This is a genomic window from Streptomyces sp. NPDC006458, from assembly GCF_040612135.1.
GTDB lineage: Bacteria > Actinomycetota > Actinomycetes > Streptomycetales > Streptomycetaceae > Streptomyces.
The window spans coordinates 17,332-39,110 of record NZ_JBEXPR010000011.1 but is presented as its reverse complement, the minus strand read 5'-3'; the positions used below and the strand labels follow the sequence as shown (position 1 = coordinate 39,110).

20 protein-coding genes and 2 pseudogenes are annotated in these 21,779 nt (G+C 70.8%); 19 read left to right on the top strand and 3 right to left on the bottom strand.

Annotated elements, in window-relative coordinates; all coding sequences use genetic code 11:
- Positions 1–44: 44 nt before the first annotated feature.
- The 3 genes and pseudogenes from ABZZ79_RS16735 to ABZZ79_RS16725 form a co-directional block, all read left to right on the top strand.
- Positions 45–632 (top strand): annotated as a pseudogene (locus ABZZ79_RS16735) (serine/threonine-protein kinase); the annotation flags it as partial.
- Positions 633–1,092: 460 nt separating this feature from the next.
- A complete protein-coding gene (locus tag ABZZ79_RS16730; protein ID WP_356689854.1) occupies positions 1,093–1,542 on the top strand; it encodes a tetratricopeptide repeat protein in 450 nt (149 codons plus the stop codon).
- Complete coding sequence (locus tag ABZZ79_RS16725) at positions 1,533–2,150, top strand: tetratricopeptide repeat protein (protein WP_356689853.1); 618 nt, start codon at positions 1,533–1,535, stop codon at positions 2,148–2,150. The genes ABZZ79_RS16730 and ABZZ79_RS16725 overlap by 10 nt, the downstream gene beginning before the upstream one ends.
- A gap of 11 nt (positions 2,151–2,161) precedes the next feature.
- On the opposite strand, the gene ABZZ79_RS16720 is transcribed toward ABZZ79_RS16725, so the two are convergent.
- Positions 2,162–3,391: a DUF349 domain-containing protein gene (locus ABZZ79_RS16720; RefSeq protein ID WP_356689669.1), complete on the bottom strand. Its 1,230-nt coding sequence runs from the start codon at positions 3,389–3,391 to the stop codon at positions 2,162–2,164.
- A gap of 134 nt (positions 3,392–3,525) precedes the next feature.
- Positions 3,526–4,341, bottom strand: a complete 816-nt coding sequence (locus ABZZ79_RS16715; protein WP_356689668.1) for a peptidylprolyl isomerase — start codon at positions 4,339–4,341, stop codon at positions 3,526–3,528.
- Positions 4,342–4,480: 139 nt separating this feature from the next.
- Here ABZZ79_RS16715 and ABZZ79_RS16710 point away from each other — a divergent pair, with 139 nt between their 5' ends.
- The 5 genes from ABZZ79_RS16710 to rpsD all read left to right on the top strand — a co-directional run bounded on the left by ABZZ79_RS16710 (position 4,481) and on the right by rpsD (position 9,672).
- Positions 4,481–5,188: an MBL fold metallo-hydrolase gene (locus tag ABZZ79_RS16710; protein WP_356689667.1), complete on the top strand. Its 708-nt coding sequence runs from the start codon at positions 4,481–4,483 to the stop codon at positions 5,186–5,188.
- 13 nt (positions 5,189–5,201) lie between these two features.
- Positions 5,202–6,464: a histidine--tRNA ligase gene (gene hisS, locus ABZZ79_RS16705; RefSeq protein ID WP_356689666.1), complete on the top strand. Its 1,263-nt coding sequence runs from the start codon at positions 5,202–5,204 to the stop codon at positions 6,462–6,464.
- Between the two features lie 242 nt (positions 6,465–6,706).
- Positions 6,707–7,363: a vitamin K epoxide reductase family protein gene (locus ABZZ79_RS16700; protein ID WP_356689665.1), complete on the top strand. Its 657-nt coding sequence runs from the start codon at positions 6,707–6,709 to the stop codon at positions 7,361–7,363.
- A 43-nt stretch (positions 7,364–7,406) separates the two neighbouring features.
- Positions 7,407–8,762, top strand: a complete 1,356-nt coding sequence (locus ABZZ79_RS16695) for a replication-associated recombination protein A (RefSeq protein ID WP_356689664.1) — start codon at positions 7,407–7,409, stop codon at positions 8,760–8,762.
- A 295-nt stretch (positions 8,763–9,057) separates the two neighbouring features.
- Positions 9,058–9,672, top strand: a complete 615-nt coding sequence (gene rpsD / locus ABZZ79_RS16690) for a 30S ribosomal protein S4 (RefSeq protein WP_123987943.1) — start codon at positions 9,058–9,060, stop codon at positions 9,670–9,672.
- Between the two features lie 34 nt (positions 9,673–9,706).
- On the opposite strand, the pseudogene ABZZ79_RS16685 reads toward rpsD, so the two are convergent.
- Positions 9,707–10,640, bottom strand: a pseudogene (locus ABZZ79_RS16685) (AAA family ATPase).
- Between the two features lie 126 nt (positions 10,641–10,766).
- Here ABZZ79_RS16685 and ABZZ79_RS16680 point away from each other — a divergent pair.
- The 11 genes from ABZZ79_RS16680 (at position 10,767) to ABZZ79_RS16630 (ending at position 21,759) form a co-directional block, all read left to right on the top strand.
- Positions 10,767–11,240, top strand: coding sequence for a DUF948 domain-containing protein (locus tag ABZZ79_RS16680; protein WP_356689663.1), 474 nt, complete (start codon positions 10,767–10,769; stop codon positions 11,238–11,240).
- Between the two features lie 9 nt (positions 11,241–11,249).
- Positions 11,250–11,594: a hypothetical protein gene (locus ABZZ79_RS16675; RefSeq protein WP_356689662.1), complete on the top strand. Its 345-nt coding sequence runs from the start codon at positions 11,250–11,252 to the stop codon at positions 11,592–11,594.
- Positions 11,594–14,266 carry an alanine--tRNA ligase gene (gene alaS / locus ABZZ79_RS16670; RefSeq protein ID WP_356689661.1) on the top strand — a complete coding sequence of 891 codons (2,673 nt, stop codon included), beginning with the start codon at positions 11,594–11,596 and terminating at the stop codon, positions 14,264–14,266. Before ABZZ79_RS16675 ends, alaS begins: the two co-directional genes overlap by 1 nt.
- A complete protein-coding gene (gene ruvX, locus ABZZ79_RS16665) occupies positions 14,266–14,730 on the top strand; it encodes a Holliday junction resolvase RuvX (RefSeq protein WP_356689660.1) in 465 nt (154 codons plus the stop codon). The genes alaS and ruvX overlap by 1 nt, the downstream gene beginning before the upstream one ends.
- A gap of 122 nt (positions 14,731–14,852) precedes the next feature.
- Positions 14,853–16,544, top strand: a complete 1,692-nt coding sequence (gene mltG / locus ABZZ79_RS16660; protein ID WP_356689659.1) for an endolytic transglycosylase MltG — start codon at positions 14,853–14,855, stop codon at positions 16,542–16,544.
- The gene (locus ABZZ79_RS16655) at positions 16,544–17,380 is read left to right on the top strand and encodes a shikimate dehydrogenase (RefSeq protein ID WP_356689658.1); all 837 of its coding nucleotides are present in this window, start codon (positions 16,544–16,546) and stop codon (positions 17,378–17,380) included. Before mltG ends, ABZZ79_RS16655 begins: the two co-directional genes overlap by 1 nt.
- Before the next feature lie 50 nt (positions 17,381–17,430).
- Positions 17,431–17,841 carry a hypothetical protein gene (locus ABZZ79_RS16650; protein ID WP_356689657.1) on the top strand — a complete coding sequence of 137 codons (411 nt, stop codon included), beginning with the start codon at positions 17,431–17,433 and terminating at the stop codon, positions 17,839–17,841.
- Positions 17,842–18,025: 184 nt separating this feature from the next.
- Entirely contained in the window at positions 18,026–19,210 is a 1,185-nt protein-coding gene (gene aroC, locus ABZZ79_RS16645) for a chorismate synthase (protein ID WP_356689656.1), read from the top strand.
- The gene (locus ABZZ79_RS16640; protein WP_356689655.1) at positions 19,207–19,722 is read left to right on the top strand and encodes a shikimate kinase; all 516 of its coding nucleotides are present in this window, start codon (positions 19,207–19,209) and stop codon (positions 19,720–19,722) included. Before aroC ends, ABZZ79_RS16640 begins: the two co-directional genes overlap by 4 nt.
- On the top strand, positions 19,719–20,801 hold the full coding sequence (gene aroB, locus ABZZ79_RS16635; protein WP_356689654.1) for a 3-dehydroquinate synthase: 1,083 nt from the start codon (positions 19,719–19,721) through the stop codon (positions 20,799–20,801). Before ABZZ79_RS16640 ends, aroB begins: the two co-directional genes overlap by 4 nt.
- A gap of 151 nt (positions 20,802–20,952) precedes the next feature.
- Positions 20,953–21,759 (top strand): Pro-rich N-terminal domain-containing protein, encoded by an 807-nt coding sequence (locus ABZZ79_RS16630; protein ID WP_356689653.1) that lies wholly within the window; start codon positions 20,953–20,955, stop codon positions 21,757–21,759.
- The last annotated feature ends 20 nt before the right edge of the window (positions 21,760–21,779 follow it).

The window sequence follows — 21,779 nt, the reverse complement described above, 5'->3', positions numbered from 1 at the left end:
TTGGGAGAATCCTTAAGGGTCAGGAAAGTCCTTGGGCGGGGGACATGGCGGAATCGCGACTGATCGGCCGGCGCTACCGCGTGCTGCGCACGCTCGGCTCCGGCGGTATGGGCCGGGTCTACGAGGCGGTGGACGAGTCCCTCCAGCGCCGCGTCGCGATCAAGGTCATCATCCGCTCCGGCGTCGGCGAGTCCGATCTGGAGGCCCGCTTCACCCGTGAGGCCCGGCTGCTCGCCCGGATCGCGCACCCGAACATCGTCGCGGTCCACGACATGGGCATGCAGGACGGCGAACCGTACCTGGTCATGGAGTTGCTGGAGGGTGTGGACCTGCGCAACCTCCTGGCCGAGCGCGGCATGCTCGGCTCCAAGACGGTCCGCGCGGTCGCGGCGGGGATGTGCGCGGGGCTGGCGGCGGCGCACGCGGCCGGTGTGCTGCACCGCGACATCAAGCCGAGCAACGTGCATCTGACCCGTCAGGGCCGTGTCGTGCTCCAGGACTTCGGCATCGCCCACCTCTTCGACCACACCGACACCGCCCTCACCCGTACCGGCGCGATGGTCGGCACACCCGGCTATCTGTCGCCCGAGGCGGTCGCGGGCGGTCGGTTGGGGCCGTACAGCGACATGTACGCGCTCGGCGTGTGCATGTACGAGATGCTCTGCGGCCGACAGCCCTTCGCCTCCCCGCAGAGCGCCGTGCACGCCATCCTGTACCGCGTCGTCAACGAGGCGTGTCCCGCATCTGCGCGGCGAGAAGGGCGTTCCCGACGACCTGGCGAACCTGGTCGCCGACCTGCTGAGCAAGGACCCCGAGGCCCGGACCGGACCGGACGCCGTACTGGCCCGCCTGCGATGTCCGACGGCCGCGGACCAGCTCATCGCCGTCGCGGTCACCGACAACCTGCGCGACCGGGCCGTGGAGCGCTTCCGGCCGCCCGAGCCGCGGACGGACGCGGACTGGGCGGCCGGTCCGGAGGCGGAGCCCCGCCCGGCCGGGTATCCGGCACCACCTCGGACCGGGGAGCCGCCGGGGGCGCGCCACGACGAGGTGACGCGGACGGTACGGGCCGCACCGGCCGATCCCCGGCCGGTGTGGCGACGTTCTCCCGAAGCCGAACCGGACCACTGGCAGCCCGACCCGCGCCGCTCGGGCGACCCGCCCGGCCAGCCGCACGTCGGCCTGGACACCACACGGTCCGTGACACTCAGCGCGGCCACCCGCAGCAGCATCCTGCTCTCGATGTCACCCGAAGCGGTGGCGGCCAAGCAGCGCGAGGCCGTCAACCTTGTACTGCGCGGCTCACTCGAAGAGGCCATCGAACTGCTCAGCACCCTCGCCGAGGCCTGGCGCTCGATGTTCGGACCCGACCACCCCTCCACCCTCACCTGCCAGTACTGGCAGGGCGTCTGCCTCGCCCGGCTCGGCGCCGGCGGACAGGCGATGGCGATGTTCGCGTCGGTCTCCCTCTCCACCCGCCGCATCCTGATCCAGCAACAGCTCTCCTGGAGACGCTCTACCGCGCGGTCGCGATGCGCCTGAGTTCCAAGAACCGCCCGCTGCCGCAGCGCAGCCAGGAGAACGACGTCGGACGGCTGCCCCTGGTCCGCAACCGCGCGCGGGCCCGGCGCGGAACACCGGCCGGACCCGTTGTGACCGCCGAGGTCGAGGCCGCCATGATGTCGTCCGGGCTGCAACTGGCCCGGCTGCTCAGATCGCTGGGCCGGCACCGCGACGCACTGCCCGTCCTCGGCATGATCCTCCAGCGCACCGCCCCGGACTCCGACGGCGACAGCATCACCGTGCATCTGGAACTCGCCGATCTGCTCACCGAGACGGGCCAGGACCGGCAGGCCATCGAGATCCTGGAGAGCGCCTTCCACCTGACCCACAAACGCTTCGGCCCCGAAGCCGTCACCGTCTGCCGGCGCCTCGCCGAACTGCTCCAGGCGGCGGGCAACCACCAGCAGGCCTGCGAGGTCCTGCGGCACGCCCTGGACAGCCAGGAGCGGGCCATGAAACCGCCGGCCGCCCCACAACCCGCCGGGAACCGCGAGCCGACCGGGAACCGGGAGGCCGCCGGCGCCCGCACGGCGAGAAAGACCGAGGGCCTCGCGGGCGAACCACGCCCACGAAGCCCTCAGCCGTAAGAACGCGCGGCTCAGCCGCCGAACTCCTGCAGACCCTTCAGGGCCTGGTCCAGCAGCGCCTGGCGGCCCTCCAGCTCACGCTCCAGCTTGTCGGCCTTGGCGTTGTTGCCCTGGGCACGCGCCTGGTCGATCTGGCCGCGGAGCTTGTCCACGGCGGCCTGGAGCTGACCGGTCAGACCCGCGGCACGCGCGCGTGCCTCCGGGTTCGTCCGGCGCCACTCGGTCTCCTCGGCCTCCTGGATGGCCCGCTCGACCGCGTGCATCCGGCCCTCGACCTTCGGCCGGGAGTCCCGCGGCACATGGCCGATGGCCTCCCAGCGCTCGTTGATCGACCGGAACGCGGCCCGCGCCGCCTTCAGGTCGCTCACCGGGAGGATCTTCTCGGCCTCCTCGGCCAGCTCCTCCTTGAGCTTGAGGTTCTCCGACTGCTCCGCGTCCCGCTCGGCGAACACCGAGCCACGCGCGGCGAAGAACACGTCCTGGGCGCCGCGGAAGCGGTTCCACAGGTCGTCCTCGTGCTCGCGCTGCGCCCGGCCGGCCGCCTTCCACTCGGTCATCAGGTCGCGGTAGCGCGCGGCCGTCGGACCCCAGTCGGTGGAGTTCGACAGCGCCTCGGCCTCCGCGACCAGCCGCTCCTTGGTCCGGCGGGCCTCCTCGCGCTGCGCGTCGAGCTGCGCGAAGTGCCCCTTGCGCCGCTTGGAGAACGCCGACCGCGCGTGCGAGAAGCGGTGCCACAGCTCGTCGTCCGACTTGCGGTCGAGCCGCGGCAGCCCCTTCCAGGTGTCCACCAGCGCGCGCAGCCGCTCACCGGCCGCCCGCCACTGGTCGGACTGCGCCAGCTCCTCGGCCTCGGCGACCAGCGCCTCCTTGGAGTGCCGGGCCTCGTCGGTCTGCTTGGCCCGCTGCGCCTTGCGCTCCTCGCGGCGTGTCTCGACCAGCCCAGCGAGCTTGTCCAGCCGGCCCCGCAGCGCGTCCAGATCGCCGACCGCGTGATGCGCCTCCACCTGCTCGCGCAAATGGTCGATGGCGATCTGGGCGTCCTTCGCCGACAGGTCGGTGGTCTTCACCCGCTTTTCGAGGAGGCCGATCTCGACAACCAGGCCCTCGTACTTGCGCTCGAAGTAGGCCAGCGCCTCCTCAGGAGAGCCGGCCTGCCAGGAACCGACGACCTGCTCGCCCTCGGCCGTACGCACGTACACGGTCCCCGTCTCGTCGACGCGGCCCCACGGGTCGCTGCTCACAGCGCCTCCTCCACATGATGCCTGCGAGGAGCCTTGGGCCCCCGGGCATCGTCCACAGTTTCGTCACGGCCAACATAGGCGACCGGCGGGGCGCCTGTCCGCATCCCGCGCGACCGAAATTCCGCAGTTGGCGGTCAGGATTTCGCGACCGTCGCCTTGTCGATCACGACGGTCGCGTTCGGCGCGCCGTCCCCGGCGCCCGTGTTCTCGCCCGCCTCGGCGATCTTCTTCAGAACCGTCATGCCCGACTCGGAAACGGTACCGAACGGCGTGTAGCTGGGCGGCAGCTGACTGTCCTGGTAGACGAGGAAGAACTGGCTTCCGCCGGTGTGCGCCTGCCCGGTGTTCGCCATCGCAACCGTGCCGGCGGGGTAGACACCGCCCTTGAGGCTCTTGTCCTTCAGATTCTCGTCCGGGATCGTGTAGCCGGGACCACCGCTGCCGCTGCCCGTCGGGTCGCCGCACTGGAGCACGAAGATGCCGTTGCTGGTGAGCCGGTGGCACCTGGTGTGGTCGAAGTAGCCCTTGCCGGCCAGGAACTCGAACGAGTTCACGGTGTGCGGGGCCGCCGACGCGTTCAGCGCGATGTCTATGTCACCGCACGTCGTGGCGAGCTTCATCGTGTACTTCGCCGACTCGTCGACGGCGACCGCCGGCTCCTTCTTCCACGTCTGCTTCTTGACCGCGCCCTCGGCCGGCTTGTCGCAGGGGTCCTCGGGAGCGCTCGGCGTCGGGTCCGCGCTGGCGCTCGCGTTGACCTTGTCGTCCTTGTCGTCCTTCAGCACCCCGGTCGTGTACAGCGCGAGGCTGCCCACCAGGACCACGCCGAGCACCGATGCGACGACCGCGTTGCGAACCCGCGCCTTTCGCCGTGCATCGGTGCGCCGCTGCTGCTGCCGCAAGAACTTCTCCCGGGCGAGCTGGCGTCGCCGCTGTTCCTGGGTGACCACGGGGTTGTCTCCTCGTACGTCCGTCTGTGTTGCCCCGTACCGTATATGGGTTCGCTGAGAAATCGGCAGCGCCGGTAGGCTCTGACCTCAGGCGTAGCCCAATCACAAGCCACCCGAACCGACACAACGAAGGACGATCGTGCTCATTGCCGGGTTCCCCGCCGGGGCCTGGGGGACGAACTGCTACCTCGTCGCCCCCGCCGCCGGTGAGGAGTGCGTGATCATCGACCCGGGCCATCAGGCGGCCCCCGGAGTCGAGGAAGCACTGAAGAAGCATCGGCTCAAGCCCGTCGCCGTCGTCCTCACCCACGGCCACATCGACCATGTGGCCTCGGTCGTCCCGGTCTGCGGAGCGCACGACGTGCCGGCCTGGATCCACCCCGAGGACCGGTACATGATGAGCGACCCGGAGAAGGCGCTCGGCCGGTCCATCGGCATGCCTCTGATGGGCGAGCTGACCGTGGGCGAGCCGGACGACGTCAAGGAGCTCACCGACGGCGCGAAGCTGGAGCTGGCCGGTATGGAGCTGACCGTGGCGCACGCGCCCGGCCATACCAAGGGGTCGGTGACCTTCGGCATGCCCGAGGCGGCGGACATCCCGCCGATCCTGTTCTCGGGCGATCTGCTGTTCGCCGGCTCCATCGGACGCACCGACCTGCCCGGCGGTGACATGGACGAGATGCTCGGCTCGCTGGCCCGCGTGTGCCTGCCGCTCGACGACTCGACCGTGGTGCTGTCCGGCCACGGCCCCCAGACGACCATCGGCCGGGAGCGCGCCACCAACCCGTATCTGCGGCAGGTGGCCGCCGGCCAGGGAGCGACCGAGGCTCCCCGACGAGGAATGTGACGAGAGACTTTCCGTGAGCACCTTCAAGGCCCCCAAGGGCACGTACGACCTGATCCCGCCGGACAGCGCCGCCTACCTCGCCGTCCGCGAGGCCATCGCCGCTCCGCTGCGCAACTCCGGCTACGGCTACATCGAGACGCCCGGCTTCGAGAACGTCGAGCTGTTCGCGCGCGGTGTCGGTGAGTCCACCGACATCGTCACCAAGGAGATGTACACCCTTCAGACCAAGGGCGGCGACCACCTCGCCCTGCGCCCCGAGGGCACCGCGTCCGTGCTGCGCGCCGCCCTGGAGGCCAACCTGCACAAGGCGGGCAACCTCCCGGTCAAGCTCTGGTACTCCGGCTCGTACTACCGCTACGAGCGTCCCCAGAAGGGCCGCTACCGCCACTTCTCCCAGGTCGGCGCCGAGGCGATCGGCGCCGAGGACCCGGCCCTGGACGCCGAGCTGATCATCCTGGCCGACCAGGCGTACCGCTCGCTGGGGCTGAGGAACTTCCGCGTCCTGCTCAACAGCCTCGGCGACAAGGAGTGCCGCCCGGTCTACCGCGCCGCCCTCCAGGACTTCCTGCGCGGGCTGGAGCTCGACGAGGACACCCTGCGCCGCGCGGAGATCAACCCGCTGCGCGTCCTCGACGACAAGCGCCCGGAGGTCCAGAAGCAGCTCGGCGACGCGCCCCTGCTGCGCGACTACCTGTGCGACGCCTGCAAGGCGTACCACGAGGAGGTCCGTGCACTTCTGGTCACCGAAGGCGTGAGCTTCGAGGACGACGCCAAGCTGGTGCGCGGCCTGGACTACTACACCCGCACGACCTTCGAGTTCGTCCACGACGGTCTGGGCTCCCAGTCCGCGGTGGGGGGCGGCGGCCGCTACGACGGCCTGTCCGAGATGATCGGCGGGCCCGTCCTGCCCTCCGTCGGCTGGGCCCTCGGCGTCGACCGCACGGTCCTCGCCCTGGAGGCCGAGGGCATCGAACTCGAACTGCCCGCGTCCACCAGCGTGTTCGCCGTGCCCCTCGGCGAGGAGGCCCGCCGGGTGCTGTTCGCCAAGGTCACCGAGCTGCGCCGGGCCGGGATCGCGGCGGACTTCTCGTACGGCGCCAAGGGCCTGAAGGGCGCCATGAAGAACGCCAACCGCTCGGGCGCCCGCTACACGATCGTGGCCGGTGAGCGCGACCTCGCCGAGGGCGTCGTCCAGCTCAAGGACATGGAGTCCGGCGAGCAGTCCGCGGTGGGCGTGGGCGAGATCGTCGCCGAACTGGCGGCGCGGCTCGGCTGAGCACGCGCGCGTCGACGTGCGGGGGCGCCCGGAGCCGGACGGCACCGGGCGCCCTTTCGCATACGCGTCCGGACACGCCCTCTCGTGGTGCGTCGAGCGTCCGGACATCTGTCCGATGCCGAACGCTCCCGGCTGAACGGACGTACCCCCTTATGTGGAGCGAACGGTGCCCACACAGGCGAGTGCGGCACAATGACCCCTGCCCGAAGCAGTTCCCACTCTCAAGTGACGGAATCGGCGCGATGAGCAAGACGACACTCCAGGACGTCTCGACGGAGCCCGAACCCCGGGCCGCCGGCACGGAGCCACGCACGGCCGGCGGCAGCCGCGCCTTCGCCCTGCTGCTCGTGATCACGGGCGCCGCGGGTCTGCTGGCCGCCTGGGTCATCACGATCGACAAGTTCAAGCTGCTGGAGGCGAAGGCCGAGGGCAAGACGTTCACGCCCGGGTGCAGCCTCAACCCGGTCGTCTCCTGCGGCAGCGTGATGGAGAGCGACCAGGCATCCGTCTTCGGCTTCCCCAACCCGATGCTCGGCCTCGTCGCCTACGGCATCGTGATCTGCGTCGGCATCAGCCTGCTGGCCCGTGCCCGCTTCCCGCGCTGGTACTGGCTCACCTTCAACGCCGGCACCCTTTTCGGTGTCTCCTTCTGCGCCTGGCTGATGTTCCAGTCGCTGTACCGGATCAACGCCCTGTGCCTGTGGTGCTGCCTGGCCTGGGTCGCCACGATCGTCATGTTCTGGTACGTGACCTCGTTCAACATCCGCAACGGCTTCCTGCCCGCCCCGAACTGGCTCAAGAGCTTCTTCGGCGAGTTCACCTGGGTCATGCCCGTGCTGCACATCGGCATCATCGGCATGCTGATCCTGACCCGCTGGTGGGACTTCTGGACGAGCTGACAGCCCGGAGGGGATTGTCAGTGCGGTGATTTAGGGTTTCAGCGTGGAGCCCGATCTGTTCACCGCAGCCGCCGAAGAGCGCCAGGAGAAGGACCCGACGAGCAGCCCCCTGGCCGTCCGGATGCGCCCGCGCACCCTCGACGAGGTCGTGGGTCAGCAGCATCTGCTCAAGCCGGGCTCCCCGCTGCGCCGACTGGTCGGCGAGGGCTCCGGCGGACCGGCCGGTCCCTCCTCGGTGATCCTCTGGGGCCCGCCCGGCACCGGCAAGACCACCCTCGCCTACGTCGTCTCCAAGGCCACCAACAAGCGCTTCGTGGAGCTCTCCGCGATCACCGCGGGCGTCAAGGAGGTCCGCGCGGTCATCGACGGCGCCCGCCGCGCCACCGGTGGCTACGGCAAGGAGACCGTCCTCTTCCTGGACGAGATCCACCGCTTCAGCAAGGCCCAGCAGGACTCCCTCCTCCCGGCCGTCGAGAACCGCTGGGTCACCCTGATCGCGGCGACCACCGAGAACCCGTACTTCTCGGTGATCTCCCCCCTGCTGTCCCGCTCCCTGCTGCTTACCCTGGAGCCCCTCACCGACGACGACGTCCGGGGCCTGCTGAAGCGCGCCCTGACCGACGAGCGCGGCCTGAAGAACGCGGTCGGCCTCTCCGACGAGGCAGCGGACCATCTGCTGCGCATCGCCGGCGGCGACGCACGCCGCGCCCTGACCGCCCTGGAGGCCGCCGCCGGGGCCGCCCTCGACAAGGACGAGCGGGAGATCTCCCTCACCACCCTGGAGGAGACCGTCGACCGCGCGGCCGTGACGTACGACCGCGACGGCGACCAGCACTACGACGTGGCCAGCGCCCTGATCAAGTCGATCCGCGGCTCCGACGTCGACGCCGCCCTGCACTATCTGGCCCGGATGGTCGAGGCGGGCGAGGACCCGCGCTTCATCGCCCGGCGCCTGATGATCTCCGCCAGCGAGGACATCGGCCTCGCCGATCCGAACGCGCTGCCGATCGCGGTCGCCGCGGCCCAGGCCGTCGCCATGATCGGCTTCCCCGAGGCCGCCCTCACCCTCAGCCACGCCACCATCGCCCTGGCCCTCGCGCCCAAGTCCAACGCCGCGACCACCGCGATCGGCGCCGCCCTGGACGACGTACGCAAGGGACTGGCCGGACCCGTGCCGGCGCATCTGCGCGACGGGCACTACAAGGGCGCGGCCAAGCTGGGGCACGCGCAGGGGTACGTGTACCCGCACGACCTGCCCGAGGGCATCGCCGAGCAGCAGTACGCGCCGGACGCCCTGAAGGACCGCGAGTACTACACGCCGACCCGGCACGGCGGCGAGGCGCGGTACGCGGACGCGGTGGAGTGGACCCGTCAGCACCTCGGTCGCAGGCGGTCGTGACCAGCCTGTAGACTGCCCCGAAGTGCCGAGTCCCGCGCAGTCAGAGCGGGACATCCGGCCGGAGCCCCTCAGCGGGTTCCAGGAGCGTCGCGCACCGTCGATCGGTGTCGCGGGCAGCCCACCACCACCCGGAGTTCCGGGAACGGCCGGTGGGCCTCTCGCGTGCTGCACGTATGTGCCCAGACCAGGGGAGCGGCTGCCCACCAGGCCCGGCAACGGGACCCGGCGGGTTTCCCCGGCTGCGGATGCGACCTCCCACGACTCTGACAAGCCGGAAACAGAAACGGAAAAGACAGTGGCGAACCAGTCCCGCCCCAAGGTCAAGAAGTCGCGTGCCCTCGGCATCGCGCTGACCCCGAAGGCCGTCAAGTACTTCGAGGCCCGCCCCTACCCGCCGGGTGAGCACGGCCGCGGCCGCAAGCAGAACTCGGACTACAAGGTCCGTCTGCTCGAGAAGCAGCGTCTGCGCGCGCAGTACGACGTGTCCGAGCGTCAGCTCGTCCGCGCCTACGAGCGTGCCTCCAAGGTCCAGGGCAAGACCGGTGAGGCCCTGATCATCGAGCTCGAGCGCCGTCTCGACGCGCTGGTCCTGCGTTCGGGCATCGCCCGCACGATCTACCAGGCCCGCCAGATGGTCGTCCACGGCCACATCGAGGTCAACGGCCAGAAGGTCGACAAGCCGTCCTTCCGCGTCCGTCCCGACGACGTCGTGATGGTCCGCGAGCGCAGCCGTGAGAAGACCCTCTTCTCCATCGCCCGTGAGGGCGGCTTCGCCCCCGACGGTGAGACCCCGCGCTACCTCCAGGTGAACCTCAGGGCCCTGGCGTTCCGCCTGGACCGTGAGCCGAACCGCAAGGAGATCCCGGTGATCTGCGACGAGCAGCTCGTCGTCGAGTACTACGCCCGCTGATCCCAGCAGGCGCGGTACCACCGATCGCGGTACCTCAGCCCGTCGTCTCCCCGCCCCCGCGGGTGGGGGAGGCGGCGGGCTTCCGCTTTTCCGCGGCGCCCCGCGTCTGCCACGCCGGGCCGGCCGCGCCCGCCGGTTTCCGGGCCGGGCTGGGGCCGGAGCGGCCGAGTGCCCGGGCCACCGCCGCGCGCCGGCCGAGCCGCACGCACTCCTCGTACCGGGCGTCGCCCATCTCCTCGCGGGCCGCCGCCTCGCACAGCTCGTGCGGCCGATTGTAGCAGCCGGAGCCGAACAGCGGCAGCCCCACCGAGGGCCACATCCCGGCCGCCGCCCCCTGGAGCACCGCCGCCTCGGCCGGGTCGCCCTCCGCCACCGTCACCAGCGCCAGCAGCTCCACCACCAGCACCGAGCAGAGCAGGTCGTTGAAGCCGTCCGCGGCGGCCAGGCAGCCGGTCAGCAGCGACCGGGCGCGTCCCAGATCGCCGTCGCCCCAGGCCGCGTACGCCAGCACGAACAGCGCGTAGGAACGGGTCCAGCGCTCCCCGTCCGGGCAGCCGTCGCAGCAGTTCGCCCACGAGCTCGGCGGTGGACTCCACCAGATGCTCGAACCCGTCGAGGACCAGCAGGAGTTCGCGCTCCGCGAGCCGGTCGAGCAGGGTCTCGCGGGGGTGCCGGGTGGTCTGGTCGGTCAGCCGGAGGGCCTCCATCAGCGTGTACGCGATGAAGTCCGGGTCGCGTACGGCGGCCAGCTCCACCCGCCACACTCCGTGCGGGAGCCGCCGTCGCGCGGCCGCGTGTGCCGCGAGGCGGGACTTGCCGACCCCGCCGCCCCCGGTCACGGTGACCAGCCGCGAGGCGTCCAGCGCGGCCGCCACCCCGCCCAACTCGGCCGTGCGGCCCACGAACGCGTCCAGCTCGGCGGGCAGATTGCCCCGCCCCGGCTCCCCGGCGCCCTGTTCCACTCGCACAGGACACGGAGCGTGCTGAACCGTAATCACTCCGTACAATCGGGCAGCCGGATTCCGCTTCGGCTCCGGCCCTAATCCGGTACGGTGCGCCGGTCACGGCGCGATAGGCTCGGTGCACGACTTTTTATGGTTCCGAAGTTCAGAGCACGGGAGCGGGTGCGCAAGGTGTCCGGTGGAGAGGTGGCCGGGATCCTGGTGGCCGTCTTCTGGGCGATCCTGGTCTCCTTCCTCGCGGTGGCACTCGCGAGGCTGGCCCAGACGCTCAGGGCGACCACCAAGTTGGTCGCGGACGTGACGGACCAGGCCGTACCGCTGCTGGCCGACGCCTCGGCGGCGGTGCGTTCCGCGCAGACCCAGATCGACCGGGTCGACGCGATCGCCTCGGACGTCCAGGAGGTCACCTCGAACGCCTCCGCGCTCTCCACGACCGTCGCCTCCACCTTCGGTGGCCCCCTGGTCAAGATCGCCGCGTTCGGGTACGGCGTGCGCCGGACCCTGGGCGACCGCAAGGACGACGTGCCCGCGAAGGCGCCCCGGCGTACCGTGATCGTGGGCCGTACGGTTGCGGCCGCCCGGCGGGACAAGCGGAAGAAGGGCTGAGACCGACCGATGTTCCGCCGCACTTTCTGGTTCAGCACGGGCGTCGCCGCCGGTGTGTGGGCCACCACCAAGGTCAACCGCAAGCTCAGGCAGCTGACCCCCGAGCATCTCGCCGTCACCGCCACCAACAAGGCGATCGAGGCCGGACAGCGTCTGAAGGACCGTGCGGTGGGCTTCGCCCTCGATGTCCGCGACAACATGGCCCAGCGGGAGGCCGAGCTCGAAGAGGCACTCGGAATCCACGAGCACCCCGAGCTTCCCGCCCCCCGGCGGCACACCGCCATCGAGAACCACAGCAACCCGAAGTACATCGAACCCACGGTGTACTGGAACAACCGGAATGAGGACCACTGATGGAGTCGGCTGAGATCCGCCGCCGCTGGCTGAGCTTCTTCGAGGAGCGCGGGCACACCGTCGTCCCTTCGGCGTCGCTCATCGCGGACGACCCGACTCTGCTCCTGGTCCCCGCCGGCATGGTGCCCTTCAAGCCCTACTTCCTGGGTGAGGTCAAGCCGCCCTTCGACCGCGCCACCAGCGTGCAGAAGTGCGTGCGCACGCCGGACATCGAAGAGGTCGGCAAGACCACCCGCCACGGCACGTTCTTCCAGATGTGCGGCAACTTCTCCTTCGGCGACTACTTCAAGGAAGGCGCCATCAAGCTCGCCTGGGAGCTGCTCACCAGCCCCCAGGACAAGGGCGGTTACGGCCTGGAGCCGGAGAAGCTCTGGATCACCGTCTACAAGGACGACGACGAGGCCGAGCGCATCTGGCACGAGGTCGTCGGTGTGCCCAAGGAGCGCATCCAGCGCCTGGGCATGAAGGACAACTACTGGTCCATGGGCGTGCCCGGCCCCTGCGGCCCCTGTTCCGAGATCAACTACGACCGCGGCCCCGAGTTCGGCGCCGAGGGCGGCCCCGCCGTCAACGACGAGCGGTACGTGGAGATCTGGAACCTCGTCTTCATGCAGTACGAGCGGGGCGAGGGCACCGGCAAGGACAACTTCGAGATCCTCGGCGAGCTGCCGAGCAAGAACATCGACACGGGCCTCGGCCTGGAGCGCCTCGCCATGATTCTGCAGGGCGTGCAGAACATGTACGAGATCGACACCTCCATGGCCGTGATCGGCAAGGCCACCGAGCTGACCGGCGTCCGCTACGGCGAGGCCCATGCCTCGGACGTGTCCCTGCGCGTGGTCACCGACCACATGCGCACCGCCACGATGCTCATCGGCGACGGCGTCACGCCGGGCAACGAGGGCCGTGGTTATGTGCTGCGCCGCATCATGCGCCGCGCCATCCGCAACATGCGGCTGCTGGGCGCCGGCGGTCCGGTCGTCAAGGACCTGATCGACACCGTGATCGGCATGATGGGCCAGCAGTACCCGGAGCTGATCACCGACCGCGAGCGCATCGAGAAGGTCGCCGTCGCCGAGGAGAACGCCTTCCTCAAGACGCTGAAGGCCGGCACCAACATCCTCGACACCGCCGTCACCGAGACCAAGGGCGCCGGTTCGAGCGTGCTGCCCGGCGACAAGGCGTTCCTGCTCCACGACACCTGGGGCTTCCCGATCGACCTCACCCTGGAGATGGCCGCCGAGCAGGGGCTGTCCGTGGACGAGGACGGTTTCCGCCGCCTGATGAAGGAGCAGCGGGAGCGCGCCAAGGCCGACGCCCTGGCCAAGAAGACCGGTCACGCCGACATGGGTGCCTACCGCGAGATCGCGGACAAGGCCGGCGCCACCGACTTCCTCGGCTACGCGGACACCGAGAGCGAGACCACGGTCGTCGGCATCCTGGTCGACGGTGTCTCCTCCCCGGCCGCCACCGAGGGCGACGAGGTCGAGATCGTCCTGGACCGCACGCCGTTCTACGCCGAGGGCGGTGGCCAGATCGGCGACACCGGCCGCATCAAGGTCGACTCCGGTGCGGTCATCGAGATCCGCGACTGTCAGAAGCCGGTGCCCGGGGTGTACGTGCACAAGGGCGTCGTCCAGTTCGGCGAGGTCACCGTCGGCGCCAAGGCCCACGCCTCGATCGACGCCCGTCGCCGCACGGCCATCGCCCGCGCCCACTCGGCCACCCACCTCACCCACCAGGCCCTGCGCGACGCCCTCGGCCCGACGGCCGCCCAGGCCGGTTCGGAGAACCAGCCCGGCCGCTTCCGCTTCGACTTCGGTTCCCCGTCCGCCGTTCCCACGGCCGTGATGACCTACGTCGAACAGAAGATCAACGAGGTGCTCGCCCGCGATCTGGACGTGCAAGCCGAGGTCATGGGCATCGACGAGGCCAGGAAGCAGGGCGCCATCGCCGAGTTCGGCGAGAAGTACGGCGAGCGCGTGCGTGTGGTCACCATCGGCGACTTCTCCAAGGAGCTGTGCGGTGGCACCCATGTGCACAACACCTCCCAACTGGGCCTGGTGAAGCTGCTCGGCGAGTCCTCCATCGGCTCCGGTGTGCGCCGTATCGAGGCTCTGGTCGGGGTGGACGCCTACAACTTCCTCGCCCGTGAGCACACGGTCGTCGCCCAGCTCCAGGAGCTGATCAAGGGCCGTCCGGAGGAACTGCCGGAGAAGGTCTCGGCGATGCTCGGCAAGCTGAAGGACGCCGAGAAGGAGATCGAGAAGTTCCGCGCCGAGAAGGTGCTCCAGGCCGCCGCCGGTCTCGCCGGGTCCGCCAAGGACGTCAACGGTGTGGCCGTCGTCACCGGTCAGGTCCCGGACGGCACCACGCCGGACGACCTGCGCAAGCTGGTCCTCGACGTGCGTGGCCGCATCCAGGGCGGTCGCGCCGTGGTCGTGGCCCTGTTCACGGTCAACAACGGCAAGCCGCTGACGGTCATCGCCACCAACGAGGCCGCCCGCGAGCGCGGTCTGAAGGCCGGTGAACTGGTGCGCGCCGCCGCCAAGACCCTCGGCGGCGGCGGTGGCGGCAAGCCGGACGTCGCCCAGGGCGGCGGCCAGAACCCGGCCGCCGTCGGCGAGGCCGTGGACGCCGTCGAGCGCCTGGTCGCGGAGACGGCCAAGTAATGCGCAGAGGACGTCGGCTCGCCATCGACGTCGGGGACGCCCGCATCGGGGTCGCCTCGTGCGACCCCGACGGGATCCTCGCCACCCCGGTGGAGACCGTTCCCGGCCGGGACATCCCCGCGGCGCAGCGCCGGCTGAAGCAACTGGCCGAGGAGTACGAGCCGATCGAGGTCGTCGTCGGTCTGCCTCGCTCCCTCAAGGGGGGCGAGGGCCCCGCCGCCGTCAAGGTGCGCGGCTTCACCCAGGAACTCGCCCGCATGATCGCGCCGATTCCGGTGAGGCTCGTCGATGAGCGGATGACGACCGTGACGGCCAGTCAGGGGCTGCGCGCCTCGGGCGTGAAGTCCAAGAAGGGCCGTTCCGTCATCGACCAGGCAGCCGCCGTGATCATCCTCCAGCAGGCGCTGGAATCCGAACGGGTGTCAGGTAAAGCTCCGGGCGAGGGCGTCGAAGTGGTCATCTGATCGCGATACGGTAACGTTCCGCGCGATGTGGCGGCGTTCGAACAGCCACCGCACAAGAAGAGGCGGAACGGAACAGGGACTCCCGATCCCCGCGCCTTCCGCCTCGCGGCTCTAGGGGATCGATGACTGAGTATGGCCGGGGCCAAGGCTCCGAACCGTGGCATCCGCAGGACCCGTTGTACGGGGACGGCGGATGGGGCGGGCAGGAGGCCCAGCAGGGCCATGAGCCTGCCTACGGCGGCCAGCAGCAGCATTACCCGCAACAGCAGCAGCCGCAGCAGTACGACCAGTGGGGCAACCCCCTGGACCCCTACGGCCAGACGCAGCAGCACCCGCAGCACCCGCAACAGCAACAGCAGCACCCGCAGCAGCAGTACGGCCAGCAGCCCTACGACAACACCGGCTGGGCCACGGGCACCCATCCGCAGGCCCCGTACCCGGGCGACCCGGCCGACCCCTACGGGCAGCAGGCCGCGGCATACGGAGACCAGCAGCCCGACTTCTACCAGACGCCCGACGCCTACCCGCCGCCCGAGCCGCCGTCCCGCCGGCGCCCCGAACCCGAGCCCGAGACCGACTGGGACCCGGGCCCCGACCAGGGCGAGAAGGACTTCTTCGGGGGTGGGAACGACGACGAGGACTTCGACGAGACCGGCGACAAGCCCGGCGACGAGCCCGGCGGCCGGCGCGGCCGCGGCGAGCGCCGGGGTCGCGGGGGCAAGGGCGCCAAGGACAAGAAGAGCCGCAACGGCTGCGCCTGCCTGGTCGTCGCCCTGGTCTTCGCCGGCGGTGTCGCCGGTGTCGGCTACTTCGGGTACCAGTTCTACCAGGATCGTTTCGGCAGCGCCCCGGACTTCGCGGGCGGCGGCAACGGCGAGCAGGTCACCGTCACCATTCCCAAGGGCGCCACGGGCGCGGTCATCGGCCAGGAGCTGAAGCGGGCCGGTGTGGTCAAGAGCGTCGACGCCTTCGTCGCCGCCCAGCAGCGCAATCCCGACGGCAAGAGCATCCAGGACGGCGTCTACACGCTTCAGCAGGAGATGTCGGCGGACAGCGCGGTCGAGCTGATGCTCAGCGACGAGAGCCGCAGCAACCTGATCATCGCCGAGGGCAAGCGCAACGCCGACATCTACGAGCTGATCGACCAGCGCCTGGAGGTCGACGAGGGCACCACGGCCAAGATCGCCGAGGAGGACTGGAAGAGCCTCGGCCTGCCCGAGTGGGCGCAGAACCACGACAACGTCAAGGACCCGCTCGAAGGCTTCCTCTACCCCTCCAGCTACCCGGTCACCAAGGGCCAGAAGCCCAAGGACGTCCTCAAGCAGATGGTGGCCCGGGCCACCGAGAGGTACGAGGACATGGGCGTGGAGAAGAAGGCCGAGAGCCTCGGCCTGGAGAACCCCTGGCAGCTGATCACGGTCGCCAGCCTGGTCCAGGCCGAGGGCACCAGCCACGACGACTTCCGCAAGATGGCCGAGGTCGTCTACAACCGCAGGAAGCCCGGCAACCCGCAGACCTACGGGAAGCTGGAGTTCGACTCCACGTACAACTACATCAAGAACCAGAGCAAGATCGATCTCACGCTCGAAGAGCTGAGGAACTACGACAACCCCTACAACACCTACTACTACCGGGGCCTGCCGCCCGGGCCGATCAGCAACCCCGGCGAGGACGCGCTCAAGGGCGCGCTGAAGCCCACGGACGACGGCTGGTACTACTTCATCTCGCTCGACGGGAAGACCAGCAAGTTCACCAAGACGAACGCCGAGCACCAGAAGCTCGTCGAAGAGTTCAACCGCTCTAGGAACAACTGATGACCGCCGCCGCACCCCGCAGGGCAGCCGTGCTCGGCTCCCCGATCGCCCACTCCCTCTCCCCGGTGCTGCACCGTGCCGCCTACGCGGAGCTGGGCCTGGAGGGCTGGACGTACGACCGTTTCGAGGTCGGCGAGGACGGGCTCGCCGACTTCTTCGGCACGCTCGGGTCCGAGTGGGCCGGGCTGTCGCTGACCATGCCGCTGAAGCGGGCGGTCATCCCGCTGCTGGACTCCGTCAGCGAGACCGCGGCCTCGGTGGACGCCGTGAACACCGTCGTGTTCGGTGCCGACGGCAGCCGCAGCGGGGACAACACGGACATCCCCGGGATCGTCGCGGCCCTGCGCGAGCACGGCATCGACAAGGTCGACGCCGCGGCGATCCTCGGCGCGGGCGCCACGGCCTCCTCCGCGCTGGCCGCCCTCGCCCGCGTCTGCACCGGCGAGGTCTCCGTCTACGTCCGCAGCGAGGCCCGCGCCGCCGAGATCCGGCAGTGGGCCGAGCGGCTGGACGTCGACGTGCGCATCGCCGACTGGGCGGACGCCGAACAGGCCCTGCGCGCACCCCTGGTCATCGCGACCACCCCCGCCGGTGCCACCGACGCCCTCGCCCCGCACCTCCCCGAGCGCCCGGCGACCCTCTTCGACGTGCTGTACAATCCCTGGCCCACCCAGCTCGCCGCCCGCTGGTCGGCGTACGGCGGAGCCGTCGTCAGCGGCCTGGACCTGCTGGTGCACCAGGCCGTGCTCCAGGTCGAGCAGATGACCGGCCGCTCCCCGGCGCCGCTGGACGCCATGCGCAGGGCGGGTGAGCGGGCGCTCGCCGAACGGCGCTAAGATCCGCTCTCGGTTCCGCAGGGGGTGGGACCAGGAGGGGATGTCACCGCATGTCGTCTGGTGTGCAGCTTGCGTCGGGGAAGAGCGAGATCTTCGAGGCGCTGTTGAAGTTCATGCCCGAGTGGGTGCAGATCACCGTGCTGGCGCTGGTCGTGCTGGTCGTCGTGATCTCGTGGGTCGTCAAGCTGAAGCGGAAGATCGACCAGCGGCGGGCCCGGCGATCCGGTGTGCCGGTCATGGTGCCGTCGCAGGGCAGCGGGGCCGATCATCTGGGGCCGTACGCCCCGCAGGCCGCCCCGGCGCAGCCGAGCGGCGCCGACTTCCTGGGGCCCTACGCCCCGCAGGCCCAGGCCCAGGCCCAGTCTCCGGCCCAGGCGGGCGGGGCCCCCGCGCAGCCCGGTGGCGCCGACTTCCTCGGGTCCTACGCGCCCGCCCAGCCGCGCCAGGACGGCTCGGTCTGACGAAGTCCTGTCAGGAACTGTGTCAGGTTCCGTCCGTCTGATGGACCGGCGGCCGGGACAGGGGCACGGACGTGGGAGGATCGGTGGTGGCGGGCCCGGGGCCGCGCACCTGGTTTCGCCGTCGCCGTACGCGCGCAGACGCGTACGCAGGCAGTAACCGGGGCGCGAGCATTGAGGAGCACCGTTGAGCAGGTTGCGCTGGCTGACCGCGGGGGAGTCGCACGGCCCCGCACTCGTGGCGACGCTGGAAGGTCTTCCGGCCGGCGTGCCGATCACCACGGAGATGGTGGCGGACCACCTGGCCCGGCGCCGGCTCGGTTATGGACGCGGTGCCCGGATGAAGTTCGAGCGGGACGAGGTCACCTTCCTCGGTGGCGTCCGGCACGGCCTCTCCCTCGGATCCCCCGTCGCGGTCATGGTGGGCAACACCGAGTGGCCCAAGTGGGAGCAGGTCATGGCGGCCGACCCGGTCGACCCGGAGGAGCTCGCCGCGCTGGCCCGCAACGCGCCGCTGACCCGTCCCCGCCCCGGCCACGCAGACCTCGCCGGCATGCAGAAGTACGGCTTCGACGAGGCCCGTCCGATCCTGGAGCGCGCCTCCGCCCGTGAGACGGCGGCCCGGGTCGCGCTGGGCGCGGTCGCCCGCTCCTACCTCAAGGAGACGGCCGGCATCGAGATCGTCTCGCACGTCGTGGAGCTGTGCTCCGTGAAGGCCCCGCAGGGCGTGTACCCGACCCCGGCCGATGTCGAGAAGCTGGACGCCGACCCGCTGCGCTGCCTCGACTCCGACGCCTCGAAGGCGATGGTGGCCGAGGTCGACCAGGCCCACAAGGACGGCGACACCCTGGGCGGTGTCGTCGAGGTGCTGGCGTACGGCGTTCCCGTGGGCCTCGGCTCGCACGTGCACTGGGACCGCAAGCTGGACGCGCGTCTGGCGGGCGCCCTCATGGGCATCCAGGCGATCAAGGGCGTCGAGATCGGCGACGGCTTCGAGCTGGCCAGGGTGCCCGGCTCCAAGGCCCACGACGAGATCGTGAACACCCCCGAGGGCATCAAGCGCGCCTCCGGCCGGGCCGGCGGCACCGAGGGCGGCCTGTCCACCGGCGAGCTGCTGCGGGTGCGGGCCGCGATGAAGCCGATCGCGACCGTGCCGCGCGCGCTGCAGACGGTGGACGTCAGCACGGGCGAGGCTGCCCAGGCACACCACCAGCGCTCCGACGTCTCCGCGGTCCCGGCCGCGGGCATCGTCGCCGAGGCGATGGTCGCACTGGTGCTGGCCGACGCGGTGGCGGAGAAGTTCGGCGGCGACAGCGTCGCGGAGACCCGGCGCAATGTGACGTCGTACCTCGACAACCTGCACATCCGATGAGCGGACCGCTCGTCGTCCTGGTCGGCCCGATGGGCGTGGGCAAGTCCACCGTCGGGCAGCTGCTGGCCGAGCGGCTCGACGTGGGCTACCGGGACACCGACGAGGACATCGTCGCCGCCGAGGGCCGGGAGATCTCCGACATCTTCGTGGAGGAGGGCGAGCCCGCCTTCCGCTCCCTGGAGAAGCAGGCGGTCGCCCGTGCCCTGGCCGAGCACGAGGGCGTCCTCGCGCTCGGCGGCGGCGCCGTACTCGACGCGGACACCCGCGCGCTGCTGACCGGCCGCCCCGTCGTCTACCTCTCCATGGACGTCGAGGAAGCGGTCCAGCGCACCGGGCTGAACGTGGCCCGCCCGCTGCTCACGGTGAACCCGCGCAAGCAGTGGCGCGAGCTGATGGAGGCACGGCGGCACCTGTACGAGGAGGTCGCCACGGCGGTCGTGGCGACCGACGGCCGTACGCCGGAAGAGGTCACCCAGGCCGCCCTGGACGCACTGGAGTTGAAAGAAGCATGAGCGAGACGGTGACGACGATCCACGTCGGCGGCAACGACCCGTACGACGTGCTGGTGGGCCGTCAGCTCCTGGGCGAGCTGGCCCGGCTGATCGGCCCGAAGGCCAAGCGCGTCGCGGTCATCCACCCCGAGGCGCTGGCCGAGACCGGTGACGCGCTGCGCGCCGATCTGGCCGAGCAGGGCTACGAGGCCGTCGCGATCCAGGTGCCCAACGCGGAGGAGGCCAAGACCGCCGAGGTCGCGGCCTACTGCTGGAAGGCGCTGGGGCAGTCCGGCTTCACCCGCACCGACGTGGTCGTCGGCGTCGGCGGCGGGGCGACCACGGACCTCGCGGGCTTCGTGGCCGCGACCTGGCTGCGGGGCGTGCGCTGGATCGCCGTTCCCACCACGGTCCTGGCGATGGTCGACGCGGCCGTCGGCGGCAAGACCGGCATCAACACCGCCGAGGGCAAGAACCTGGTCGGCGCCTTCCACCCGCCGGCCGGTGTGCTCTGCGACCTGGCCGCGCTCGACTCCCTGCCGGTCAACGACTACGTCTCCGGGCTCGCCGAGATCATCAAGGCCGGTTTCATCGCCGACCCGGCGATCCTGGACCTCATCGAGGCCGACCCCGAGGCGGCGCGTACGCCCGCGGGTCCGCACACGGCGGAGCTGATCGAGCGCTCGATCCGGGTGAAGGCGGAGGTGGTCTCCGCGGACCTGAAGGAGTCCGGTCTGCGGGAGATCCTCAACTACGGTCACACACTCGGCCACGCCATCGAGAAGAACGAACGCTACACGTGGCGCCACGGCGCCGCGGTCGCGGTCGGCATGCTCTTCGCCGCCGAACTGGGCCGTGTGGCGGGCCGCCTGGACGACGCCACGGCGGACCGGCACCGCACGATCCTCGAAGCGGTCGGACTGCCCCTGCACTACCGGTACGACCAGTGGCCCAAGCTTCTGGAGGCCATGAAGGTCGACAAGAAGTCGCGCGGTGACCTGCTGCGCTTCATCGTGCTGGACGGCCTGGCCAAGCCGACGGTCCTGGAGGGCCCCGACCCGGCCGTGCTGCTCGCGGCGTACGGCGAAGTGGGGCAGTAAGCCCGCTCCGTCCGATTCGCCTGTCCTGCCGGGCACTTGTGACCGCCCCCGGCCGTTCACCAAAGGACGGCCGGGGGCGGTACCGTTCGGTAGGGAGCGGGCCCGCCCCGCCGCCACCGCCCATTGCCTGTACGAGACGGAGTGGCACCGGATGCAGCACGCAGTGGGGTCTCCGCTGCCGCCGCCCCACCAGCCGGGGCACGGACCGGCCGCGAGCTGGCCGCCGGCCGCGCAGCAGCAGGGCCAGCACCACCCGGTTCCGCCGCCACCTCCCGCGCACGGCTTCACCGCGCCGCCGCCCGCGCCACCCGTCGACACCACCGGGCACGTCGCGCTGCCCCCCGGCGGCCCGGTCGGGGTGCCCGGCGCGCCCCCGGCCCCGATGGGGCCCGACCCGCAGACCACCACCCTCGCCGTGCTGCTCATCGGGCCCGCGGGGGCCGGCAAGACCAGCGTCGCCAAGTACTGGGCCGGCCGGCGCCGGGTGCCGACGGCACACATCAGCCTGGACGACGTCCGCGAGTGGGTGCGCTCGGGCTTCGCCGACCCGCAGTCCGGGTGGAACGACCACTCCGAGGCGCAGTACCGGCTCGCCCGCCGTACCTGCGGCTTCGCCGCGCGCAACTTCCTCGCCAACGGGATCTCCTGCATCCTCGACGACGCGGTGTTCCCCGACCGGCCCGTGGTGGGGCTCGGCGGGTGGAAGCGGCATGTCGGGCCCGGCCTGCTTCCCGTCGTGCTGCTGCCGGGGCTGGAGATCGTGCTGGAGCGGAACGCCGAGCGGTCCGGGAACCGGCGGCTGTCCGACGAGGAGGTCGCCCGTATCCATGGCCGTATGGCCGGGTGGTACGGGTCGGGGTTGCCCATCATCGACAACTCGCAGCTGGATGTGCCGGGTACGGCGCGGGTGCTGGACGAGGTGTTGGCCAGGGCCGTGGCCAGCCCGCCCAAGTGGTGATCTCTCCAGCCGTTTCGCCG